General features: G+C 37.5%; 25 protein-coding genes and 2 tRNA genes. 14 read left to right on the forward strand and 13 right to left on the reverse strand.

Annotated elements, in window-relative coordinates; translation table 11 throughout:
* The first annotated feature begins 72 nt into the window (after positions 1-72).
* Positions 73-477: a GFA family protein gene (locus tag H5126_RS08995; RefSeq protein ID WP_182719801.1), complete on the forward strand. Its 405-nt coding sequence runs from the start codon at positions 73-75 to the stop codon at positions 475-477.
* Positions 478-483: 6 nt separating this feature from the next.
* Here the strand turns inward: H5126_RS08995 and H5126_RS09000 are convergent, their stop codons facing one another.
* Positions 484-1281, reverse strand: a complete 798-nt coding sequence (locus H5126_RS09000; protein WP_182719802.1) for a hypothetical protein — start codon at positions 1279-1281, stop codon at positions 484-486.
* Positions 1282-1430: 149 nt separating this feature from the next.
* On the opposite strand from H5126_RS09000, the gene H5126_RS09005 reads away from it, so the two are divergent.
* The 3 genes from H5126_RS09005 (at position 1431) to H5126_RS09015 (ending at position 3986) form a co-directional block, all read left to right on the forward strand.
* A complete protein-coding gene (locus H5126_RS09005; RefSeq protein WP_002962719.1) occupies positions 1431-1844 on the forward strand; it encodes a hypothetical protein in 414 nt (137 codons plus the stop codon).
* Between the two features lie 174 nt (positions 1845-2018).
* A complete protein-coding gene (locus H5126_RS09010; RefSeq protein WP_182719803.1) occupies positions 2019-3425 on the forward strand; it encodes a M28 family peptidase in 1407 nt (468 codons plus the stop codon).
* Positions 3426-3539: 114 nt separating this feature from the next.
* On the forward strand, positions 3540-3986 hold the full coding sequence (locus H5126_RS09015) for a DUF4826 family protein (RefSeq protein ID WP_024594685.1): 447 nt from the start codon (positions 3540-3542) through the stop codon (positions 3984-3986).
* A gap of 62 nt (positions 3987-4048) precedes the next feature.
* Here the strand turns inward: H5126_RS09015 and H5126_RS09020 are convergent, their stop codons facing one another.
* From H5126_RS09020 to mnmA, 5 genes are all read right to left on the reverse strand, one after another.
* Entirely contained in the window at positions 4049-4507 is a 459-nt protein-coding gene (locus H5126_RS09020) for a GNAT family N-acetyltransferase (protein ID WP_182719804.1), read from the reverse strand.
* Positions 4508-4661: 154 nt separating this feature from the next.
* Complete coding sequence (locus H5126_RS09025) at positions 4662-5819, reverse strand: cupin domain-containing protein (protein ID WP_182719805.1); 1158 nt, start codon at positions 5817-5819, stop codon at positions 4662-4664.
* An 88-nt stretch (positions 5820-5907) separates the two neighbouring features.
* Entirely contained in the window at positions 5908-7278 is a 1371-nt protein-coding gene (purB, locus tag H5126_RS09030) for an adenylosuccinate lyase (RefSeq protein WP_182719806.1), read from the reverse strand.
* A 31-nt stretch (positions 7279-7309) separates the two neighbouring features.
* Positions 7310-7912, reverse strand: coding sequence for a high frequency lysogenization protein HflD (gene hflD / locus H5126_RS09035; protein WP_007375707.1), 603 nt, complete (start codon positions 7910-7912; stop codon positions 7310-7312).
* Positions 7912-9012, reverse strand: coding sequence for a tRNA 2-thiouridine(34) synthase MnmA (gene mnmA / locus H5126_RS09040; protein ID WP_002962705.1), 1101 nt, complete (start codon positions 9010-9012; stop codon positions 7912-7914). The genes hflD and mnmA overlap by 1 nt, the downstream gene beginning before the upstream one ends.
* Before the next feature lie 361 nt (positions 9013-9373).
* Between mnmA and H5126_RS09045 the strand changes: the two genes are divergently transcribed.
* The gene (locus tag H5126_RS09045) at positions 9374-10645 is read left to right on the forward strand and encodes a sensor domain-containing diguanylate cyclase (protein ID WP_182719807.1); all 1272 of its coding nucleotides are present in this window, start codon (positions 9374-9376) and stop codon (positions 10643-10645) included.
* A gap of 1 nt (position 10646) precedes the next feature.
* Here the strand turns inward: H5126_RS09045 and H5126_RS09050 are convergent, their stop codons facing one another.
* Genes H5126_RS09050 through H5126_RS09080 form a run of 7 tightly spaced genes read right to left on the reverse strand, consistent with a single transcriptional unit; the run spans position 10647 to position 13786 of the window.
* Positions 10647-11084: an NUDIX hydrolase gene (locus tag H5126_RS09050; RefSeq protein WP_182719808.1), complete on the reverse strand. Its 438-nt coding sequence runs from the start codon at positions 11082-11084 to the stop codon at positions 10647-10649.
* Positions 11077-11763, reverse strand: a complete 687-nt coding sequence (locus H5126_RS09055; RefSeq protein ID WP_182719809.1) for a pseudouridine synthase — start codon at positions 11761-11763, stop codon at positions 11077-11079. The genes H5126_RS09050 and H5126_RS09055 overlap by 8 nt, the downstream gene beginning before the upstream one ends.
* Positions 11763-12092: a TusE/DsrC/DsvC family sulfur relay protein gene (locus H5126_RS09060; RefSeq protein WP_007375712.1), complete on the reverse strand. Its 330-nt coding sequence runs from the start codon at positions 12090-12092 to the stop codon at positions 11763-11765. The genes H5126_RS09055 and H5126_RS09060 overlap by 1 nt, the downstream gene beginning before the upstream one ends.
* A gap of 3 nt (positions 12093-12095) precedes the next feature.
* Complete coding sequence (locus H5126_RS09065) at positions 12096-12362, reverse strand: DsrH/TusB family sulfur metabolism protein (RefSeq protein ID WP_008133664.1); 267 nt, start codon at positions 12360-12362, stop codon at positions 12096-12098.
* Positions 12359-12715 carry a sulfurtransferase complex subunit TusC gene (tusC, locus tag H5126_RS09070; protein WP_182696472.1) on the reverse strand — a complete coding sequence of 119 codons (357 nt, stop codon included), beginning with the start codon at positions 12713-12715 and terminating at the stop codon, positions 12359-12361. The genes H5126_RS09065 and tusC overlap by 4 nt, the downstream gene beginning before the upstream one ends.
* Positions 12712-13065: a sulfurtransferase complex subunit TusD gene (gene tusD / locus H5126_RS09075; RefSeq protein ID WP_024596911.1), complete on the reverse strand. Its 354-nt coding sequence runs from the start codon at positions 13063-13065 to the stop codon at positions 12712-12714. The genes tusC and tusD overlap by 4 nt, the downstream gene beginning before the upstream one ends.
* Before the next feature lie 55 nt (positions 13066-13120).
* A complete protein-coding gene (locus H5126_RS09080) occupies positions 13121-13786 on the reverse strand; it encodes a Bax inhibitor-1/YccA family protein (RefSeq protein ID WP_008133668.1) in 666 nt (221 codons plus the stop codon).
* A 251-nt stretch (positions 13787-14037) separates the two neighbouring features.
* Here H5126_RS09080 and H5126_RS09085 point away from each other — a divergent pair.
* The 9 genes from H5126_RS09085 to proQ all read left to right on the forward strand — a co-directional run bounded on the left by H5126_RS09085 (position 14038) and on the right by proQ (position 18856).
* Positions 14038-14128: transfer RNA gene (locus H5126_RS09085), tRNA-Ser, on the forward strand.
* An 83-nt stretch (positions 14129-14211) separates the two neighbouring features.
* Positions 14212-14302: transfer RNA gene (locus H5126_RS09090), tRNA-Ser, on the forward strand.
* A gap of 378 nt (positions 14303-14680) precedes the next feature.
* Positions 14681-15577, forward strand: a complete 897-nt coding sequence (locus H5126_RS09095) for a LytTR family DNA-binding domain-containing protein (RefSeq protein WP_259395140.1) — start codon at positions 14681-14683, stop codon at positions 15575-15577.
* Between the two features lie 119 nt (positions 15578-15696).
* Entirely contained in the window at positions 15697-16509 is an 813-nt protein-coding gene (locus H5126_RS09100; RefSeq protein ID WP_154903035.1) for a CPBP family intramembrane glutamic endopeptidase, read from the forward strand.
* A 13-nt stretch (positions 16510-16522) separates the two neighbouring features.
* On the forward strand, positions 16523-16771 hold the full coding sequence (locus tag H5126_RS09105; protein WP_182719810.1) for a hypothetical protein: 249 nt from the start codon (positions 16523-16525) through the stop codon (positions 16769-16771).
* A gap of 173 nt (positions 16772-16944) precedes the next feature.
* Positions 16945-17325 carry a hypothetical protein gene (locus tag H5126_RS09110; RefSeq protein WP_002961912.1) on the forward strand — a complete coding sequence of 127 codons (381 nt, stop codon included), beginning with the start codon at positions 16945-16947 and terminating at the stop codon, positions 17323-17325.
* A 128-nt stretch (positions 17326-17453) separates the two neighbouring features.
* Positions 17454-17912, forward strand: a complete 459-nt coding sequence (locus H5126_RS09115) for a GAF domain-containing protein (RefSeq protein ID WP_002961911.1) — start codon at positions 17454-17456, stop codon at positions 17910-17912.
* On the forward strand, positions 17912-18190 hold the full coding sequence (locus H5126_RS09120; RefSeq protein ID WP_002961910.1) for a hypothetical protein: 279 nt from the start codon (positions 17912-17914) through the stop codon (positions 18188-18190). The genes H5126_RS09115 and H5126_RS09120 overlap by 1 nt, the downstream gene beginning before the upstream one ends.
* 15 nt (positions 18191-18205) lie before the next feature.
* A complete protein-coding gene (gene proQ, locus H5126_RS09125; RefSeq protein ID WP_002961909.1) occupies positions 18206-18856 on the forward strand; it encodes an RNA chaperone ProQ in 651 nt (216 codons plus the stop codon).
* Positions 18857-18868 lie beyond the last annotated feature (12 nt).

Consider the following 18868-nt stretch of genomic DNA (forward strand, 5'->3'; position numbering starts at 1 on the left):
TTATTGTATTTATAAAATCAACTCAGCAAATTTTAACTGAGTATAAAAATAATTTAATAGTTAGGATGTTATATGTATACGGGTTCGTGTTTGTGTGGTGAAGTAAACGTTGAAGTGTCGGGCAGTATAACTAGCATTATTCATTGTCATTGTTCACTATGTAGAAAAAACAGCGGGACTGCATTTGCAACCAATGGCTTTGTAAATACAGATGACTTTACAATAACCAAAGGGCAGGCACTACTAAGCGAGTATAGTTTTAAAGCAGGGCGCACACGTTATTTTTGTAGATGTTGTGGCTCGCCTGTTTACAGTAGCAACAGTGATGACAAAAGCAGAATACGAATTCGTTTAGGAATATTCGATACCGATATTACTGAGCAGGTATTATCGCATAATTTTGTTACGTCTAAAGCTAACTGGGAGCAGTTAGAAACAAGCTTACCGTGCTATGAAAAACATGAACCTGGTCGATAAAGCGTTTTATTCAATGTGGTAAATGCTGTTAATACTTTTATAAAGGTTTGGTGCAAAGTTTATAAACACCGGTGAGTTTTGTATTTCATCAACGTTTATATGCATTAATGTTTGCTGGCTTAGTATGATCACTATATTTTTGTATTCGTTAAACTCTATTATCGCTAAGCACTTAAAATGTTGCCTTAAAAGTACTAAAAGCATTTGCAGCTCTTGGCCTGTTTGTGGGTTTAAATTAATGATTACTTGCGTATTTTGCTCACTGCAGCGATTTATATTTTGCCAAAAGCTATCGCTGGTTAAAAAAGGCTGATGATATTCACCACTAAAAATATCGATAGTGATTACGTTAAAGTGATCAGAGCATTGGGTAATATATTGTTCGGCGCATTGTAAATAGCTGCTGTGCTTAATTGGTAACTTAAAGTGCTGGGCGGCAATTAAGGCAATGTTTGGGTTTATTTCTACCGTGTTAAATGTATTGATGGTGTTTATGTAAGGCGTACTACTTTGCAAGTGATACATAATTCGCTCAAACCCTGCCGTGCCTAAACCTAAATTTAATATATTTAATGTATCTACCGGTTTAAGTAAAAATAACATCATACATTGGTTTACAGGTACTATTACTTGCTCTGGGTGCGTAAGGTTCATAACGCCTTGAATTGTTATGTCTTCATTGGTTTTTTGTGCAAGCGTTAACCACCGATATTCTTTATTTTGATACACGCATACGGGGCCGTACGCGCTTTGCTGCGACTCAATAAGGTTACTTTTAATTGTATCTTCTTTTAGTTGACGCATAACTTAAACTATTAATGTATACACAATTACAGTGTGCCACGAAAATCGCATTTTTTTATAGATTATTGTGTAACAAGGTTTGTAATTTAACCTCTAAATATAATATTGTATTAGCAATTAATTACTTAGACGTTATTCAAGGATTGGAAATGGGATTGATTCTAGGGCCTGCTGTTTTAGCGTGGTTTGCGGTATTTATCTATTCTTTACGATTAGGGTATGTGCTTATTTATAAAAATATGAGCGTATTAACCACAGTGTCTACTTTTGCAATTAGTATTGTTGGTATGTTGGCTTTTATGACGTATGGATATAGGCAGTTTGTAAACAATACCTCAGTTTGGGCATTTGAGATCCCGAGTTACTTTTTATTTAGCAAAATAGCTTTTATAGGTGTGTTGAGTGGTTTTTTACTTAACTACTATATTAAGCCTGAAAATAGTTCGGAGTTTTTGAGCTGTTTAGCATTTGTATTAATATTTATGTTTTCTGCTGGTGTGCTTGCAAGCTTAGGAGGACATGAGGCCTTTTTGAAAGAATTTGATATTAAAACCACTCATTAAAAGTATGCATAATAAATTTTGGCCCAGTACCTATAAAAGGTAGTGGGCTTTTTACTATCCTAATAACCTCTTGTAAATGCGCTTTAGCGTGATCCTTTCTACATCTACCTCAAATGTATTGCCATAAAATCTTAGTTAAGTAATGGTTACACTATAATAATTAGGAGCTAATAGATGCTTAAAACACCTTTGAAAATCACAACAACGTTACTTAAATTTACTGTAATTGCAGGCGCCTGCACACTTGCATTATCAGCACATGGGAAAACACAACTTCAATACACAGAACAGCAAAAATTACATGATATAGCAGCTCAAGTATCAGCCGAACGTATTGGTAGTGACATTCAAACGCTGGTGGATTTCGGTACTCGCCATACGCTTTCAGATACTAAATCGGATACTCGAGGCATTGGTGCGGCTAGGCGCTGGATAAAAAATGAATTTGAAAAAATATCCGCGCAGTGTGGCGGTTGTTTGGAAATCATTGAAGTAAAGGACACTATATCGGGCGAAAAACGCATTCCTAATCCTGTTGAAGTGGTTAACATTGTGGCTATTCAACGAGGGTCAAGCGAACCTAATCGCATGGTGATTATGTCGGGTGATATAGATTCTCGTGTAAGTGATGTTATGGACTTTACGAGTGATTCACCTGGGGCAAATGATAACGCATCAGGTGTAGCGGGAGTAATTGAAGCTGCTCGTGTTTTAAGTAAATACAAATTTAATGGTTCGGTAGTTTACGCGGCGCTTTCGGGCGAAGAGCAGGGTTTGTTTGGTGGAAAAATATTAACGGCTTATGCGCAAAAGCATGACTGGCAAGTTCATGGCGTTTTAAACAACGATATGATTGGCAATATTACCGGTATTAATGGGGTAACTGATAATACAACTGCGCGTATATTTTCAGAAGGTACCCGTGTTGTAGAAACAAAAGAGCAAGCTAATACTCGCCGCTTTACGGGTGGTGAAGTTGATTCGGCGAGTCGAAATTTAGCGCGCTACATAGATACTATTGCTGACAGATACATTCCTAACCTAGATACAATGCTTGTATATCGATTAGATAGATTTGGCCGTGGTGGGCATCATCGTCCATTTAATGATGCAGGTTTTGCAGCAGTGCGTATTATGGAAACTAACGAGCACTACGATCGTCAGCATCAAGATTTACGCACTGAAAATGGCGTTGAGTATGGCGATACTATTGAAGGCGTTGATTTTGATTATACAGCTAAGTTAACTTCACTTAATGCGGTAACGATGGCATCTATGGCGTGGGCGCCCGCACCACCAAAAGAAGTTAAAATAAAGGGAGCTGTTACAGCTGATACGTCGTTTTCATGGCAACAAAGCAGTGATGAAAATATTGCTGGCTATAAAATTTATTGGCGTTACACGAGCGAGCCGCAATGGCAGTTTAGTAAATACGTTGGTAAGGTTTCACAGTACACACTTAAAAACGTAGTGATTGATAATTATTACTTTGGTGTAGCCTCTGTCAGTAAAGACGGTGTTGAGTCGCCAGTAGTATTTCCGGGTGATGTGGGTTCGTTTGATCACAATATAAAACAATAGTTTGGCTAAAAACACAGCAAACAGAGCGCTTTAAGGTGCAAATGACCGTTTTATACTTGCACCTTATTTACTAAGCCCTTAGAGTGTTAAAAAAGAAGTAAAAGGTTAATAAAAATGCAGCAACAAGAAAAAAAGCCGTTAACAGCAAAAGAACAAGTTATAACTGATGAGCAAAGAATGCAGTGGCAACGCGAATGTTTTCAAACAGCGCAAAAGCATTTAGCCGAAAAGGGCATTATGCCAAAATCAGTAGTTGATAAAGACAGTCGATTTTTAGCACCACTTTGTGCAATGTGGAAATTTAAAGCACAGAACGGTAAAACATATTGGGTAGTAACAGGGCGGTTACCTACAGATCATGCTGAAGTAAGTGCAGCTACAGATGCTCGTGATGCAATGCGTTACTTTTCTTTGCAGTGGCAATTAAAAGCGGATCAGATTATGAGTACAGGCGCGCGTGATAAAACACAGGTAGACTTTGCTAACTTACTTATCAATAGAGCCCATGGCTTGTACGAAATGTATGATAATGAGCCGCTGTGGGCAAATGAGGCAAAGTAACGACGGTTTGGGTTAAGTAAAAAAGTAGAGGGTGATAGCTTATTTATCGCCCTTTTCTTTATCTAATGGACAAGTGTAAAGGGAGTAGTATTAAACGCTGAAACAGGGCATTGCATACGTTGCCTAGGAATTCCCGCCTCCATAAATACATTCCCTTGCTGAATAAAACCATTGCGCTTAAAACGCTCTACTTCATTTAAAATACAATTAATGCTTACTTCTTCAATACCTTGGTTTGACGCTAATTCTACAATAAAGTTTAGAAGCGATGTATATACTTTGCGATTACGGTGCTCAGGTAATACAGCTATTCTGCCGATTAAGCCATCTTTACATAATCTACCTGTTGCTATTGGGCAGTTTGCATCGTCTGTAACAAGTACATGTAATGCAATTTTATCTAGGCTATCAAACTCGATATGCTTGGGGATATGTAACTCGTAAACAAAAACTCGCTCTCGAATTTTTTGTAGCATATCTTTTTTTATATCCCATTCAACCTTATCAACCAGATAGCCCATTGCAAACTCCTATTGATACCAAATTAGAATGAGTAAGCAATCACAGCAAAATTATTTAAGCCAATATCAGATGAAAATTAAAAATTTTAACTGACCTGTATACATAATATTTTACGCTGTAACGTGCTCATCATTATTAATATAATTGGTATTATTACTCGTGGTCTATATTAAACCAGATCCCCTCATTAACAAGTGTAGTAAAAGTTTGAGTAAAAACTAAGCTTGGCTTTGTTAAATTTAATGCTGAACTTTCAAACTCAGTATTATCGGTAAGTAGTTTAACCGCCGCTAAGTCGGTTAACGGCATAGCGTAATTTTCGCCATTTACACTTAGTAAAACTTCTGTATCGAGTTGCTGATAAATAGCGCGTGTGCCACCTAAGCGTTCAAACACTGTTTCTTCATTACTTAAATCATCGCTTATTTGCTCTGACGTAAATGGAGGCTCTACTGGCGCTAAATCCATTTCATGTTTGGGCTGACTAAGCGTTGAGCCTAGCCATTGTTTAAATAAATCGTCATTTTCTAAAAGTGCCGCCATCAATGTTTTAACTTTATCAACTTCAAGGTTTGTAAGTTCACCCTTTGATTTTCTTAATGTGATGTTGTGATCGGTATAACGTTTTTGGCCGCTTTCGGTATCAATAATATGATCGGCAAAGCTCGATAGTAAATCTTGTTGATTTGGCGCTCTAAAACCAACTGAATAATTTAGTGCGTTTTCTACAGCGTAACCTTCGTGAGGGCACCCTGGTGGAATATACAAAATATCGCCAGGCTCTAATATGCAATCGATTACGGCTTCAAATGCTTCTACTTGCAGTAATTTTTTGTTTTGAGCAAACTGCTTAAGTGTTGGATCGGGCAGACCTACACGCCAATGACGTTTACCTTCGCCTTGAATAATAAATACGTCATATTGGTCTAAATGTGGGCCAACACCACCATTAGGCGTTGAATAGCTAATCATTAAATCATCTATGCGCCAGTTTGGAATAAACCTAAATGGCTCTAGTAGTTGTGCAGCTTCGCTATGCCAGTGATCAACTGCTTGCACGAGCAATGTAGAATGATCGTCTGTTAATTGCTCAAAGTCTTCAAATGGACCTTGGTGCGTTTGCCAATCATTTTTATGATTGGTGATAATACGTGACTCTATGCTTTCTTCCATTGCGAGACCGGCAAGTTCATTAGCATCAAGTGGGTCTTGAAAATTAGCAAAACCTTGTTTGATTAAAAGCGGTTTTTTTTGCCAAAAATGGCTTAAAAACTCTTGCTCAGACAAATTATTTATTTTTAATTGATACATACATTATGCCTACTAGTTAGTGCAATGGGGTTAAAACAAAAAAAGCGAAAGGATGATCCTTTCGCTTTTTAAAAGAGTAATTTAGTTTTTAAACTAAATCATCAATAAACTCAACAGCACGACCAATGTAATTAGCAGGTGTTAGTTTTTTCATTTCTACTTTAGCGTGCTCAGGAAGGTCTAGACCATCGATAAAGTCAGCCATTATTTCTTGATTTACACGTTTGCCGCGTGTTAAATCTTTAAGTTTTTCGTATGGCTTTTCAATACCATATTTACGCATAACTGTTTGAATCGGCTCGGCTAGCAATTCCCAGTTTTGATCAAGCTCGTCAGCTAAACGTTGCTCGTTTACTTCAAGCTTGCTCACACCTTTAAGTGTTGATTGGTATGCAATAATCGCATAACCCATACCTACACCTAAGTTACGTAATACTGTTGAATCGGTAAGGTCACGCTGCCAGCGAGAAACTGGTAATTTTTGTGCAAGATGAGCAAAAATAGCGTTTGCTAAACCTAAGTTACCTTCTGAGTTTTCAAAATCAATTGGGTTAACTTTATGCGGCATTGTAGATGAGCCAATTTCGCCCGCAATTGTTTTTTGCTTAAAGTGATTAAGTGCGATGTAACCCCACATGTCACGGTCAAAATCGAGCAAAATAGTGTTAAAACGTGCAATTGCGTCAAACAACTCTGCAATATAGTCATGCGGTTCAATTTGTGTAGTAAATGGGTTAAGTGTTAAACCTAAGCTTGATACAAATTTATCTGCGTGAGTATGCCAGTCGTAATCTGGGTATGCACTAAGGTGAGCGTTGTAGTTACCAACAGCACCGTTAACTTTACCTAGCATTTCTACTTGAGCAATTTGGTCTCGTTGACGCTTTAAACGCATGTATACGTTAGCAAACTCTTTACCCATCGTTGATGGTGTAGCTGGTTGCCCGTGCGTACGAGTCATCATTGGGATTGCTTTGTACTCAATCGCTTTTTCTTTAATTGCGCTTAAAAGCTCATCGCAATAAGGAAGCAAAACCTTGTTACGTGCTTCGCTAAGCATTAAACCATGAGATAGATTGTTAATATCTTCTGAAGTACAAGCGAAGTGAATAAATTCATTGACTGCATGAAGCTCACTGTTATCGGCTACTTTTTCTTTTAATAAGTATTCAACCGCTTTAACATCGTGGTTTGTAGTGCGTTCAATATCTTTAACGCGCTGTGCATCAGCTTCGCTGAAGTTATCTACAATGGCGTTTAGAAGTGCATTAGCTTCTTCGCTAAATGCAGGTACTTCTTTTATATCGCTTGCTGCAGCTAACGCTTGCAACCAACGCACTTCAACAATTACGCGGTATTTAATTAAGCCAAATTCGCTGAAAATACTGCGTAGTTCAGTGGTTTTGCTGCCGTAGCGACCATCCACTGGAGAGATAGCCGTTAACGCTGAAAGCTCCATAATAACTCCTAAATTTTAGTTTGAACGATAGTTAAATTTTTGTTTTAGCAATGGCGAGTATTTTTCTTTTTGCAAAGAAAAAGTGACGGCGTTTACCGCCCATTTGTCGCCATAATACTGCACTTCTAATGCCGGCTAATAATAACGCACGGATTTTATTTTGAGTGAGCTGCTGTTTTAATAACTCGGGTTTACCATAAACCTGTATTCGGTGCCCAAGGGGGCTCAGCACCGACGAGTATATATCTGCTAAACCGGCAACAACGCTCTCGTCGGTAATAGCAAAATGATCTAAACGACGATGAATATCATCAATTCGTTTGCCTAATTCGTTTAAGCTTTTGTCGTTTGCACTTAGTGCTCGCTCAAGCTGCATCAAACCACCTACGTATTTTACTATTTCAACATCTTTTTGAGCGCCAGCAGTTAGCTGCGCCATTAATGTTTTATAGCCATCACGTAAGTTGTCAGTACCTTGGTAAACATCTTCTGGCGATGCCGGTGATGTTTGAATAATGCTTGAAAGTAATACTTCTAAGTCGTGCTCATTATTACTGCCGTACTGGGCAATTTTTTGAACTTGCTTAGCAACCTGGCACATGGCGGCAAGCGCCATGACTTGGTGTTCATTCATTACTTAATCACCGAGTCAATAATACCACCACCTAAACACACATCTTCTGCATAAAATACAGCAGATTGACCTGGCGTAACTGCTTTTTGTGGTTCATCAAATAATACACGAGCCATGCCGTCTTCACCTACAAGTAGGGTACAGCTTAAGTCTTCTTGGCGGTAACGTGTTTTAACTGTGCAGCGAGTGGTACCTTTAGGGCCAACGCGGTCTACCCAATGTAATTGGTTTGCATTAAGACCATTACTGTATAGGCGAGGGTGATCTTTGCCTTGGCCAACAACAAGTACGTTACGTTCTAAATCTTTATCAACTACGTACCATGGTTCGCCAGAACCTTCCTTCATACCACCAATTAACAAGCCTTTGCGTTGTCCAAGTGTGTGGTACATTAAGCCTTCGTGCTCGCCTACGTTATTACCGTCAGTGTCTTCGATAACGCCAGGTTGCGCTGGTAAGAACTTTTGTAAAAAGTCTTTAAATTTACGCTCACCGATAAAGCAAATTCCGGTGCTGTCTTTTTTATCGTGAGTGATTAGGTCTTGTTCTTCTGCTATGCGGCGCACTTCTGGTTTTTCGATATCGCCTACAGGGAATAACGTTTGGCCAATATGTTCATGGCTTAGGGTATATAAGAAGTAGCTTTGATCTTTATTGTTATCAAGTCCGCGACACATTACGTATTTGTCATCGCGAAGTTCACGGCGAACGTAGTGTCCGGTTGCAATAAAGTCAGCACCGAGTGCTTGAGCCGCAAATTCTAAAAAGGCTTTAAATTTAATTTCTTTATTACACATTATATCGGGGTTTGGCGTACGACCTGCTTTGTACTCTGCTAAAAAGTACTCAAATACATTATCCCAGTATTCAGCAGCAAAGTTTACTGTGTGAAGCTCAATGCCTAATTTGTCGCACACGGCTTGTGCATCTTTTAAGTCATCAGCGGCGGCACAGTATTCATCATTGTCGTCTTCTTCCCAGTTCTTCATAAACAGGCCTTCTACTTGGTAGCCCTGTTGTTGTAATAAATATGCAGATACAGAAGAATCAACACCGCCGGACATGCCAACAATGACTTTAATGTGACTATTTTCGCTCATGAATAATTTCGCTTATACAGATTGCTGTTAACTTGGAAAGGCCGCGATTATAGCATGTATTTTGTTTGTGCTTAAAGAGCGTAGGGCGGCAAAGGACATAATTTGTCACTATTTTATTTGTATAACAAATAGCAAACTAGACTTAAACGCATTATCAGGCTGTAACTTTAGTAATATTAAAGTGATCTTTACTAATAAATTAAGACTATAGAATAATTCATGTAGTTATTGAGTTTTATTAATAGTATTTTCTTTTAAAACTACTAGAGTAAATATACACTTAATAAAAATAAAATAGTGGTGAGTATATGAATGTAAACCACTTTAAAGCCGCTTGAAATATAGTCAATGGAATGAATATATGAATTATGCCTATCAAATAAACAAGATAAATTCTTTAGTTGAGCATTACACACGAAAACCTGATTTTGTGGATAGCGAATTACTTTCTAGCAAAACGACAGAGTTTAAAAAATCAGCCTATCATCTTTTTTATGAGTTAAAAAAACTCAAAAACCCTCATATTTACCAAGAGCCAAACCATGTACATGAGTTATTTAGCTTAATAAAAGGTTCAACAGTTAAAAAAAACGTTGAGTTAAAGGTGCTTGATCATGTAGAGCACTGGTGGCTTGAATGGTATTTCGCTTTAGAAATGGACGAAAAGCTTAGTATAGAAAAAAGTGATATGCCAATGAGTTACTTACCTCAAAGTACACTCAACCCTATGCGCAAACATGAGATAAGTCACTACGCTAGGTTATTTACCGTTTTGCCAATGCCTGTATGTAATGTATGTGCCAAGACGGGTGATATTTTGAAAGTTAATCAACGTTTTGTAGATGTTTTTGGTTATACAGTAGAAGATGTGCCAAATCTTAAATCATGGTGGGAAAAAGCGTATCCAGATCCCCAATACAGAGCACTTGCAAAAGAGCTGTGGCAAGACTCACTTGAAAAGGCACTAAGTAACAATAACGACATACCCGCAAATAACTATCGAGTTTCTTGTCGTGATGGCTCACAAGTGATGATGGAAATTTCAGGGATTGATATAGGTGAAGAGTTTTTAGCTGTTTTTAATGATGCAACAGAGCGCTTAGAAGCAGAAGATATACTCAGGGATATGGCCTTTTTGGATGCATTAACCAAAATTGCGAATAGGCGTCGGTTTGATGAAAAGCTAACGCATGAGTTTGAACGAGCAAAAGAATGCGAAGGCATGCTATCGATGATTATTATTGATATTGACCATTTTAAGCAATTTAATGACCGGTATGGGCATGTAGCGGGCGATACGTGCTTATATGACGTGGCTCAAAAAATTGCTTCAACGGTTAGTCGCCCAGAAGATTTTGTGGCTCGCTATGGTGGAGAAGAATTTGTTGTTTTACTTCCACAAACGGATAGGCAAGGAGCGTTGTTTATAGCTGAGCAAATACAAAAAGCTGTAGAAAGCTTAGCTATTGCTCACCAGGATAGCTTTACCGGATTTTTATCTATAAGTATGGGTATTAATACCATCAGCAACTATACAAATAGCAATGAAATCAGCTTTGTTAGAGCCGCTGATAACGCCCTGTATTATGCTAAAAAACAAGGGCGTAATTGTATAGCGCTAAGCTCTGAGTAAATCAATTATAAATAGTTTCTAAGCTTAACGCTGGTCGATTCAGGCTGTCGTTAATACACTTGAGCACTAAAGGGCTCCTAAGCGGTAATGATTTTATTTGCTCTAATGTATGCCAGTTAGCGCTGATAATGTCAGAATCTATTGGTGTTGGTGCTTCTATATCATTAGGTGCTTCAAATAAAAAGCAGAATCGCAAATAGTGCACTGCGTTATCGGCATGCAAATTATAAACACCTAAAAAACCAATAGGCGCAAGCGCTAAGCCTGTTTCTTCTAGTAGCTCTCTGCTTGCAGCTTGCGCAAGTGTCTCATTTTGCTCTAAATGACCCGCAGGTTGATTGTAACAAATTTGCTTTGTAAATTTATCGCGCTCTTTTACAAGTAAAAACTCATTTTGCTTTTTTACTATTGCTGCAACCGTGACATGCGGTTTATGCATCAACTACGCCCTTAATTACTTTGTATTCACCACAATTAATATCATCCAACGTATAGTTGCCAATGCTATAGCGGATGAGGCGAAGTGTAGGGTGTCCAATATGCGCGGTCATTCGACGAACTTGTCTGTTTCTACCTTCATTAATGGTAATACTTAGCCAAGTGGTAGGGATTGCTTTCCGCTCGCGTACAGGGGGATTACGCGCCCAAATTGTTGGCTCATCAATTATTTTAACGTTAGCGGGGAGTGTAAGCCCGTCTTTAAGTTCTACGCCATTACATAAATCATTAATTGATTCACTCGTTGGTTCACCCTCAACTTGTGCCCAGTAGGTTTTATTCGTTTTTTTATCAGGAGCAGTTAAGGTGTTTTGTAGTTTCCCACAGTTTGTTAAAAGCAATAAACCCTCACTGTCTCTGTCTAACCTTCCTGCTGCGTAAACTTCTTTAATAGGTATAAACTCTGCAAGCGTTTTTCTGTCTGCGTCATCCGTAAATTGACATAGCACATCAAACGGCTTGTTGAATAACACAATTTTTCTGTCTTTAGATGCTATCTGCGGCTTTATTTCTCTTTTACCAGATGGCGTTTTGCTAAGTGCACTGCGTGAATAAGTACGCCCAGTACTTCTTTTTGGCTTGGCTTGTGTTGCTTGATTATTGCCTGATTTAGCTCTCATTATATGCACCTAGCTGGTTTTGGTAATCCGGCAATTTTTGTTGCTTGCTTGGCTGGGCCTTTAGGAAATAATTTATATAAATAAAGGCTATTTCCTTTATCTTCACCGAGTGCTTTAGCCATTGCTTTTACAAGCATTCTAATTGCTGGGCTGGTGTTATATTCAATGTAAAAATCACGAACAAAATTAATGACTTCCCAGTGTTGCTCACTAAGTGTTATGTTTTCTTGAGTAGCAATTACAGGCGCCAGCTCCTTTGACCATAAAGTATGGTCGAGCAAGTAGCCTTGTTTGTCGGTTTCAATCTGTTGGTTGTTAAATTCAAGCATGAGTTACCACGTAATTGATTGATTAGTTGATAAAGTGAGTGCCACAAAGTCTTCATAGCTAATTGCTTTATCGTTATCTGCTAATTTTATTGCACGTACTTGCGCGTCTTGTTCAAGTATTAACAGTGTATCTGCAAATTGCCTAAATTGTTTTTTTGCAAAGCAGGCATCACCAACAAGTAGTACCTTATCGCCTGATAAAATTAAATTCTCAAGCTGATTTGCCGAGTAATAGTTAAGCGGCTTTGAAAAAATATGTAACGTACTCATAGGTTCACCACATGTTGCTGCGCTTTAATTAGTGTTTGTTGTTGACTAAAGTTAAGAGCTTTTGCCTCTATGAGTAAATCATGTTTATTTAAACCATAATCAAGCAATGATTTTTCACACACGAAAATGTTTTCAACATCATAAATTTCGAGTGTTTTAATATTTTTAAAAAGGTCTTTTAAGCCAATATTGTTTGGTTGCTGATGCTTTTTTAAAGCTAAAACGGCGGGGCCGCTAAACAACCAACTTACATTTTGGTCAACAGCAGCAAAAATCAATGTCATATCTAGTGCATCACGAATATTTAAATCGTCAAATGGGCTGCACTGACTCATTACTAATACGTTTATCATTTAAATTGCACCCATTTATCTGCGTCGCTTGCAAGCATTGCAAATTCAGCTAACCCTGCGACTTTAAATACACCTGTGTTTTTAATATCTAACCCGCGCTTTTGCGCGGCGGTAACACACAGCATTAAATTTAGTTTTTGATCAGCGAGTTGCTGCCAAAGTGCTGAAATTTGAAGTTCGTCTGAGGATAAATCAAAGTGGGTAGATGCATGATAAATACCTTGCTGGTATAAAAAAATAGCATCAATGGTGTGCCCTTGGGCTAAACATGCATTCGCAAATTTAACTATGCGTTGCGTGGTATCGTGATCGGATGGTGGTGTATGTAATGAAAGAACAAAGCGTGCCAAAACAATTCCAATAAAAAAGCCCCAATAAAGGGGCTATTTTAACAGAACTATTTAATTAGTCATCACTTGCGCCAAGTAGAGCAAGCAAAGAAGTAAATAAGTTATATACGCTTAGGTATAAAGACACTGTTGCGCGAATGTAGTTAGTTTCACCACCGTTTATGATTCGGCTTGTATCAAATAAAATCAAACCAGACATAATCAGTACAACTGCTGCATTAAGCACCATAAACATCAATGAACTGCCAATAAAAATATTAACGATGCTTGCTACAATCACAACGATTAAGCCAACAGTTAAAAAGCCACCCATGAATGAGAAGTCTTTTTTAGTATTTAGTGCATAAGCAGATAAACCAAAAAAGATAAGCGCTGTAGAACCTAAGGCTTGCATAATAAGCATTGGGCCATTAGGTAATGCAGCATAATGGTTAAGCAATGGACCTAAGCCTGCCCCCATTAAACCTGTGAAAGCAAACACCCAAAATACACCAGATGCTGTATCTGCTTTTTTATTTACAACAAATAATAAACCGAACGAAACGAGTGTAAACACAATTCCCATAAAGTAAGGTAATTGTAGTGCCATTGAAATACCGGCTGTAACTGCACTAAATGCAAGTGTCATAGCTAGTAAAAAGTAGGTGTTTTTAAGTACCTTGTTTGTTTCAATGGTAGACATTACCGGTTTCGCGGTATTGTACGATTGATTAAACGCCATTGTAGAGCTCCTTTAAATGAAACGTGTGTGTTTCGATAATTTAACTAAAATTAGATTACCAACTCTTATATGTTTGGGCAAACCTTTGTAGATCAATAGAGTTAAATATTTAAATAAAAGTATATTGACGGCTAAATTAAAAACATTTTGTTTTAACTTTAAACAAATTAATTGTTTTTTAGGCACTTAAACAATTAATTTAAAAAAAAGCTTCACAAAAGGGATGGGTTTCCCTATTATGCAGGCCGTGCGGAGAGATGGCAGAGTGGTCGAATGCACCGGTCTTGAAAACCGGCATGGGTTTATAGCCCATCTAGGGTTCAAATCCCTATCTCTCCACCACTTATTTAATAAGTGTGTGGTAATTAAAATATCATTCATTTAAATAGTTATTAGTACACTCTTACTTTTAACTTAGCAGTATCGGAGAGATGGCAGAGTGGTCGAATGCACCGGTCTTGAAAACCGGCATGGGTTTATAGCCCATCTAGGGTTCAAATCCCTATCTCTCCACCACATAACAGAATAGCCCGCTAATTTAGCGGGCTTTTTTGTGTTTGGAACAAAATCAGTACACTTATACCAATCCGCAATAATACTTAATCATTTTGCGGGGCTAAACGTGTCGCTCCCTGCGTTAAAAAATTCTCATTTTGAACAACTAAATAGCGAATTTATTGGCTAGCTGTAAACACGTTTATCCGCCCTCTAAATAGATCACTTAATTAAGCGAATTGGTATTACATCTCTTATCTCTTATCTCTTATTAGTAAAACCTTAAAAGCAGATAGAATTGCTCACAAATCATCTTCTGATGTTAAAAAACGTTGATGTTCTCTTCCTATTTTTGTTTTTAATAAAACGACCATCACAAAAAACTTTAAATGAGTTGGAATGCACATATTAATGTGTGTTATTTTTAAATATTGGTGGATTAAAGGTATGCAAAATAGGATGTTGTGGCTCAAAGATGATCTAGATTCGAGAAAGTTAGTTGTATATCGTGCCGTCATGTTTTCGTTTATAACGCTTTTTGTACTTTTTGTATTTCAACCTTTTGGCACTTCAAGCGATACCGAGTCTTACAAGTTTCTGCGACTTTTTGGCTATGGGTTAGTAACCTTTTGTGCTTTGCTATTGTCAGGTTTCATAGAAATAGTGTTACTTAAGTTTAAGCTAAGTAAATTAAACCGTTTAATTATTATTCCTATCACATATATTTTAATTACTGCGATATTCAATCATGGGTATTTTGTGGTTGCTGTACTTGGATCTTGGCATTGGCAGAATCAATTACTTTTTGTAGGGTATATTTTTTGTATTGGTGTATTTCCTCTTATTTTTTTACTTGTGGTAAATAGGCATGTAATAGATTTAACTAAGCCAAGTACAGTTAGCGTTGCTCAAGAGCAGTTGAGAGAAGTTGAGTTAAAGACAATTACTCTCAAAGGCGATAACAAAAACGACGAAATTAATACGGCTCCTCACCATATTTTATTTATTAAATCTTCAGACAACTATTGTGAAATAACAATACAAGAAGGAGCTTCAACTTCACGTAAACTATTACGTGTATCTCTTAGCGGTTTATTAAAGCAGCTTCCAGAAAAAACAATTATATTACGATGCCACCGTTCTTATGCGGTCAACCTGCAAAACATTCAACACTACAGTGGTAATGCTGGAGGGTTGCAATTATCGCTACATACAATTGATATTAAAATTCCTGTGTCTCGTTCTTATGTAAAAGTAATAAAAGATGCTTTGTCATTAATCCCAAAAACATGTTAATCCCCCCCTAAAACATGGGCTTTATACCTCGTCTTGTAATTGAGACCTAATAGGTCGCTTTGTATTTTTACTATTGCCAAGATTAAGTTGAAATTTACAACTTAACGAGAAAAGTAGATATGAAATACGCTATCAAGGCATTTGTAATAATTTCTATATTTGTATTTTGCCACTATGTAATGAGGCAGTTTTGGGGAGAAGGTTGGTCTAGCTGGTTGTCTGAACTTGATAATCTAACTGGCATTTTATTTACCCCCGCTAAATATACTTTTTTATATGGACCGTTAGTTATTGCGGCTATTATTTTGTTTAAACAAAGTGAGCCTTTTGAAACTATAGGGCTCAATTCCTCTGGTTTTATTAACTATGCACTTGCAGCAATTATTTGTTGTACTCCTATGGCAATAGGTTATGGATTTTTGAGTGATGAACTTAACCTATCAATACCAGCAATAATAACTGGCTCAGTTTATGCGGGGTTTTTTGAAGAGCTAATTTTTAGGGCTGCATTGTTTGGTGTTTTATTTAAATATTGTAGATGGGGCTTTGTGCCTGCGGCATTAATTAGTTCAGTAATATTTGGTCTGGGCCATATTTATCAAGGCAATGATGCGATTTCTGCATTGATGGCGGTTGCAATCACTACTGTAGCAGGTACATGGTTTGCGTGGCTATATTGTGAATGTGGTTATCGTATTTGGTTTCCTATGTGGATGCATATTTTTATGAATGCAGCTTACGGAATATTTGGTATGTCGGGTGGCGCAGTAGGTGATCTACAAGGTAACTTATTTAAAGCAACAGCCATTGTGTTAAGTATTGTGTATGTTGAGATGCTAATTCGACGAGGAAAGCAGCGCGAAGTTACATTATCAAAATTATTTCAATGCACTAAAAATGGCCTTTACACGCAACAAGCTAACTTAAACTGAGTGGGAAACGACCATGCTAGAATTATTTATTGTAATAATTATATTTAGCTCACCCTTTTTGATTCTTACTATTACTAAACGTTATTTCACCTATAAAACTACAATAATGGCAGCGCACGCAAAATTTAAAGGACTAAATAATAATAACAAGATAACAAAATTAGAGGAACAAACAGCGATGTTGAGCAAAAGGGTGGCAGTGCTTGAGGAAATAGTAACATCTAGCCATTTTGAGTTATCAAATAAAATAGCTAAGTTATAAGCATTTTGATAAGTGTGACCCAAACTTATGAGCCTATTAATAAAGTAATAGGCTCAAACTGCAATAAGGTTTATTTTTAATCATAAATTACGACCATAGTCTCTGTTTCTAACCTTTAGATCTTGGTGCATGCTTTATACATAGAATTTAGATTTGTGTATTAAGGATTTTAAATGAAACATCAGCTAGCAAAAAGCGTAGGGCTTTCGTTATTATCGCCTGTTATTGTAGGCAGTTTACTTGGTGTTTATTACTCACTTACGCTTGAAGGCGAGTTTGTATCAATATTTCTTACCTTATTAATGACTGCTATATCAAATGCACACATAGTAGGCTTAACAATGGCTGCTTTTGTTGTGCCTGGGTATTTACTCATGTTTAAGTATTCTAAAGTTAATTATTCAGGGGTATTAACTCTTGGACTACTAGGCGGAGCGATATTTAGTTACTTATTAAGTGCCACAACAGGGGAGATATTTTTGATCAATAGTGTAATGTCAGCGTTCGCTGCTGGGCTGTTTTTGTTTGGTCTTCGTAAAACGGCAAAAAAATAATCGCAGCATTATTAACCAAGCGCACTGATAAACGGTGTGATTTCCTTTTTTTTACCTCCAAAAGGTTCCAATTTTTCACGACAAAGAGTACCTTTAGCTACTGTATGTTTAATAAGAAGTAGTTTGGTATGCAAAAGCACGATTTTTACCAGTCATTAGTTAAGCAAACTGAATCGCTGATAGCTGGTGAATCCAATGTAATTGCCAATATGGCAAACATAAGCGCGCTGTTATTTACCTCTTTAGAGGATGTAAATTGGGCGGGCTTTTACTTTATGGATTCTCCTACTGAATTAGTACTTGGTCCGTTTCAAGGTAACCCTGCATGCATTCGTATTCCAGTAGGAAAAGGTGTATGCGGAACTGCTGCGGCAACCGTAGAAACACAATTAATTGAAGATGTTCACGCTTTTGACGGCCACATAGCCTGTGATGCAGCGTCTAATTCTGAAGTAGTTGTACCTATCATGAAACATGGTAAAGTATTTGCTGTACTAGACATTGATAGTCCGAGTATTGGTCGATTTGATGCTGACGATAAAGCCGGTCTAGAAGCATTAGTAAAATGCTTAGAGGCGAGCTTGTAATGAAAGATTTGCTAAATGTTCAAGACTACCTATTTGCTGTACAAGATGTCGGCGATTGGGAAGGCGAAGAAGAACATGTAGCGGAAACGCTCAATGATTTGATTCATATTGCATGGGATCGTCTTCCAGATGATTCAGAATGTGAATTTATTGATGAAACAATAAATGGTATTTGGGAACACCTTCGAGGTGATATGGCTGTTATAGAAGCCGATTTCGAAGAGTTGGTCGACTGGGTAACACACTACGTCGATTCGTCCCTTGATGAAAAGATGTGAAAAATAGGTTCTAAAATGGAAACCACAAACAAGCTAAAAGATATTAATGAAGTGTTGGAATTTTTATATCAAGAATTCCCACAATGTTTTAAACAAAAAGATGGCATCAAGCCGCTTAAAGTAGGTATTTTTAAAGATATTGCTGAGCGTATTGAAGGGTCTGAAAAAGTAAGTAAGACTCAAGTTCGTCAAGCGCTTAGAAAATACACGTCTAACTGGCGTTATTTAGAAGCTGTGACCAAGTCAGAGTTTCGTATTGATCTTGATGGTAATCAAGGTGAAAAAGTTGAGCAAGAGCATATCGACCATGCACAAAAAGCATTGGAAGAAAGCCGCGCTAAAATGGCTAAACGCAAAAAACAACAGCGTCCTCGCCAAGATTCTGATTCTAAATCTTTCAAGAAAAAACCAGCTCATGCTAGCAAACCAGGCGATAAAAACGCTCCTGCAGCTAACAAACCTGCTAAAGCAGCGCCGGCTAAGCGTTCAGGAAAAATTGAACCTTTGCCAGCAACTGAGGTCAAGGTTAATAATAAGGTTAAGGTTAAACTTGGCCAAGCACTTGTAAATGCAGTAATAACTGAAGTGAACAAAGATGATGTTCATGTTGAGTTAGTAACAGGTATGCAAGTTAAAACCAAAGCTGACAGCTTATACATTGTTTAAGTTGTAAATAAA

Origin of the sequence: Pseudoalteromonas sp. SG45-3 (assembly GCF_014164075.1) — a bacterium.
Classification (GTDB): domain Bacteria; phylum Pseudomonadota; class Gammaproteobacteria; order Enterobacterales; family Alteromonadaceae; genus Pseudoalteromonas; species Pseudoalteromonas distincta.

Coding starts and splice junctions, on each gene's coding strand:
- H5126_RS09105 (WP_182719810.1), top strand. CDS start 16,523: ATGCTAGAATTATTTATTGTAATAATTATATTTAGCTCACCCTTTTTG.
- proQ (WP_002961909.1), top strand. CDS start 18,206: ATGGAAACCACAAACAAGCTAAAAGATATTAATGAAGTGTTGGAATTT.
- H5126_RS09100 (WP_154903035.1), top strand. CDS start 15,697: ATGAAATACGCTATCAAGGCATTTGTAATAATTTCTATATTTGTATTT.
- H5126_RS09015 (WP_024594685.1), top strand. CDS start 3,540: ATGCAGCAACAAGAAAAAAAGCCGTTAACAGCAAAAGAACAAGTTATA.
- H5126_RS09120 (WP_002961910.1), top strand. CDS start 17,912: ATGAAAGATTTGCTAAATGTTCAAGACTACCTATTTGCTGTACAAGAT.
- hflD (WP_007375707.1), bottom strand. CDS start 7,912: ATGAATGAACACCAAGTCATGGCGCTTGCCGCCATGTGCCAGGTTGCT.
- H5126_RS09000 (WP_182719802.1), bottom strand. CDS start 1,281: ATGCGTCAACTAAAAGAAGATACAATTAAAAGTAACCTTATTGAGTCG.
- H5126_RS09045 (WP_182719807.1), top strand. CDS start 9,374: ATGAATTATGCCTATCAAATAAACAAGATAAATTCTTTAGTTGAGCAT.
- H5126_RS09065 (WP_008133664.1), bottom strand. CDS start 12,362: ATGAGTACGTTACATATTTTTTCAAAGCCGCTTAACTATTACTCGGCA.
- H5126_RS09095 (WP_259395140.1), top strand. CDS start 14,681: ATGCACATATTAATGTGTGTTATTTTTAAATATTGGTGGATTAAAGGT.
- H5126_RS09080 (WP_008133668.1), bottom strand. CDS start 13,786: ATGGCGTTTAATCAATCGTACAATACCGCGAAACCGGTAATGTCTACC.
- H5126_RS09010 (WP_182719803.1), top strand. CDS start 2,019: ATGCTTAAAACACCTTTGAAAATCACAACAACGTTACTTAAATTTACT.
- tusC (WP_182696472.1), bottom strand. CDS start 12,715: ATGATAAACGTATTAGTAATGAGTCAGTGCAGCCCATTTGACGATTTA.
- mnmA (WP_002962705.1), bottom strand. CDS start 9,012: ATGAGCGAAAATAGTCACATTAAAGTCATTGTTGGCATGTCCGGCGGT.
- purB (WP_182719806.1), bottom strand. CDS start 7,278: ATGGAGCTTTCAGCGTTAACGGCTATCTCTCCAGTGGATGGTCGCTAC.
- H5126_RS09005 (WP_002962719.1), top strand. CDS start 1,431: ATGGGATTGATTCTAGGGCCTGCTGTTTTAGCGTGGTTTGCGGTATTT.
- H5126_RS09055 (WP_182719809.1), bottom strand. CDS start 11,763: ATGAGAGCTAAATCAGGCAATAATCAAGCAACACAAGCCAAGCCAAAA.
- H5126_RS09025 (WP_182719805.1), bottom strand. CDS start 5,819: ATGTATCAATTAAAAATAAATAATTTGTCTGAGCAAGAGTTTTTAAGC.
- H5126_RS09110 (WP_002961912.1), top strand. CDS start 16,945: ATGAAACATCAGCTAGCAAAAAGCGTAGGGCTTTCGTTATTATCGCCT.
- H5126_RS09115 (WP_002961911.1), top strand. CDS start 17,454: ATGCAAAAGCACGATTTTTACCAGTCATTAGTTAAGCAAACTGAATCG.
- H5126_RS09060 (WP_007375712.1), bottom strand. CDS start 12,092: ATGCTTGAATTTAACAACCAACAGATTGAAACCGACAAACAAGGCTAC.
- H5126_RS09020 (WP_182719804.1), bottom strand. CDS start 4,507: ATGGGCTATCTGGTTGATAAGGTTGAATGGGATATAAAAAAAGATATG.
- H5126_RS09050 (WP_182719808.1), bottom strand. CDS start 11,084: ATGCATAAACCGCATGTCACGGTTGCAGCAATAGTAAAAAAGCAAAAT.
- H5126_RS08995 (WP_182719801.1), top strand. CDS start 73: ATGTATACGGGTTCGTGTTTGTGTGGTGAAGTAAACGTTGAAGTGTCG.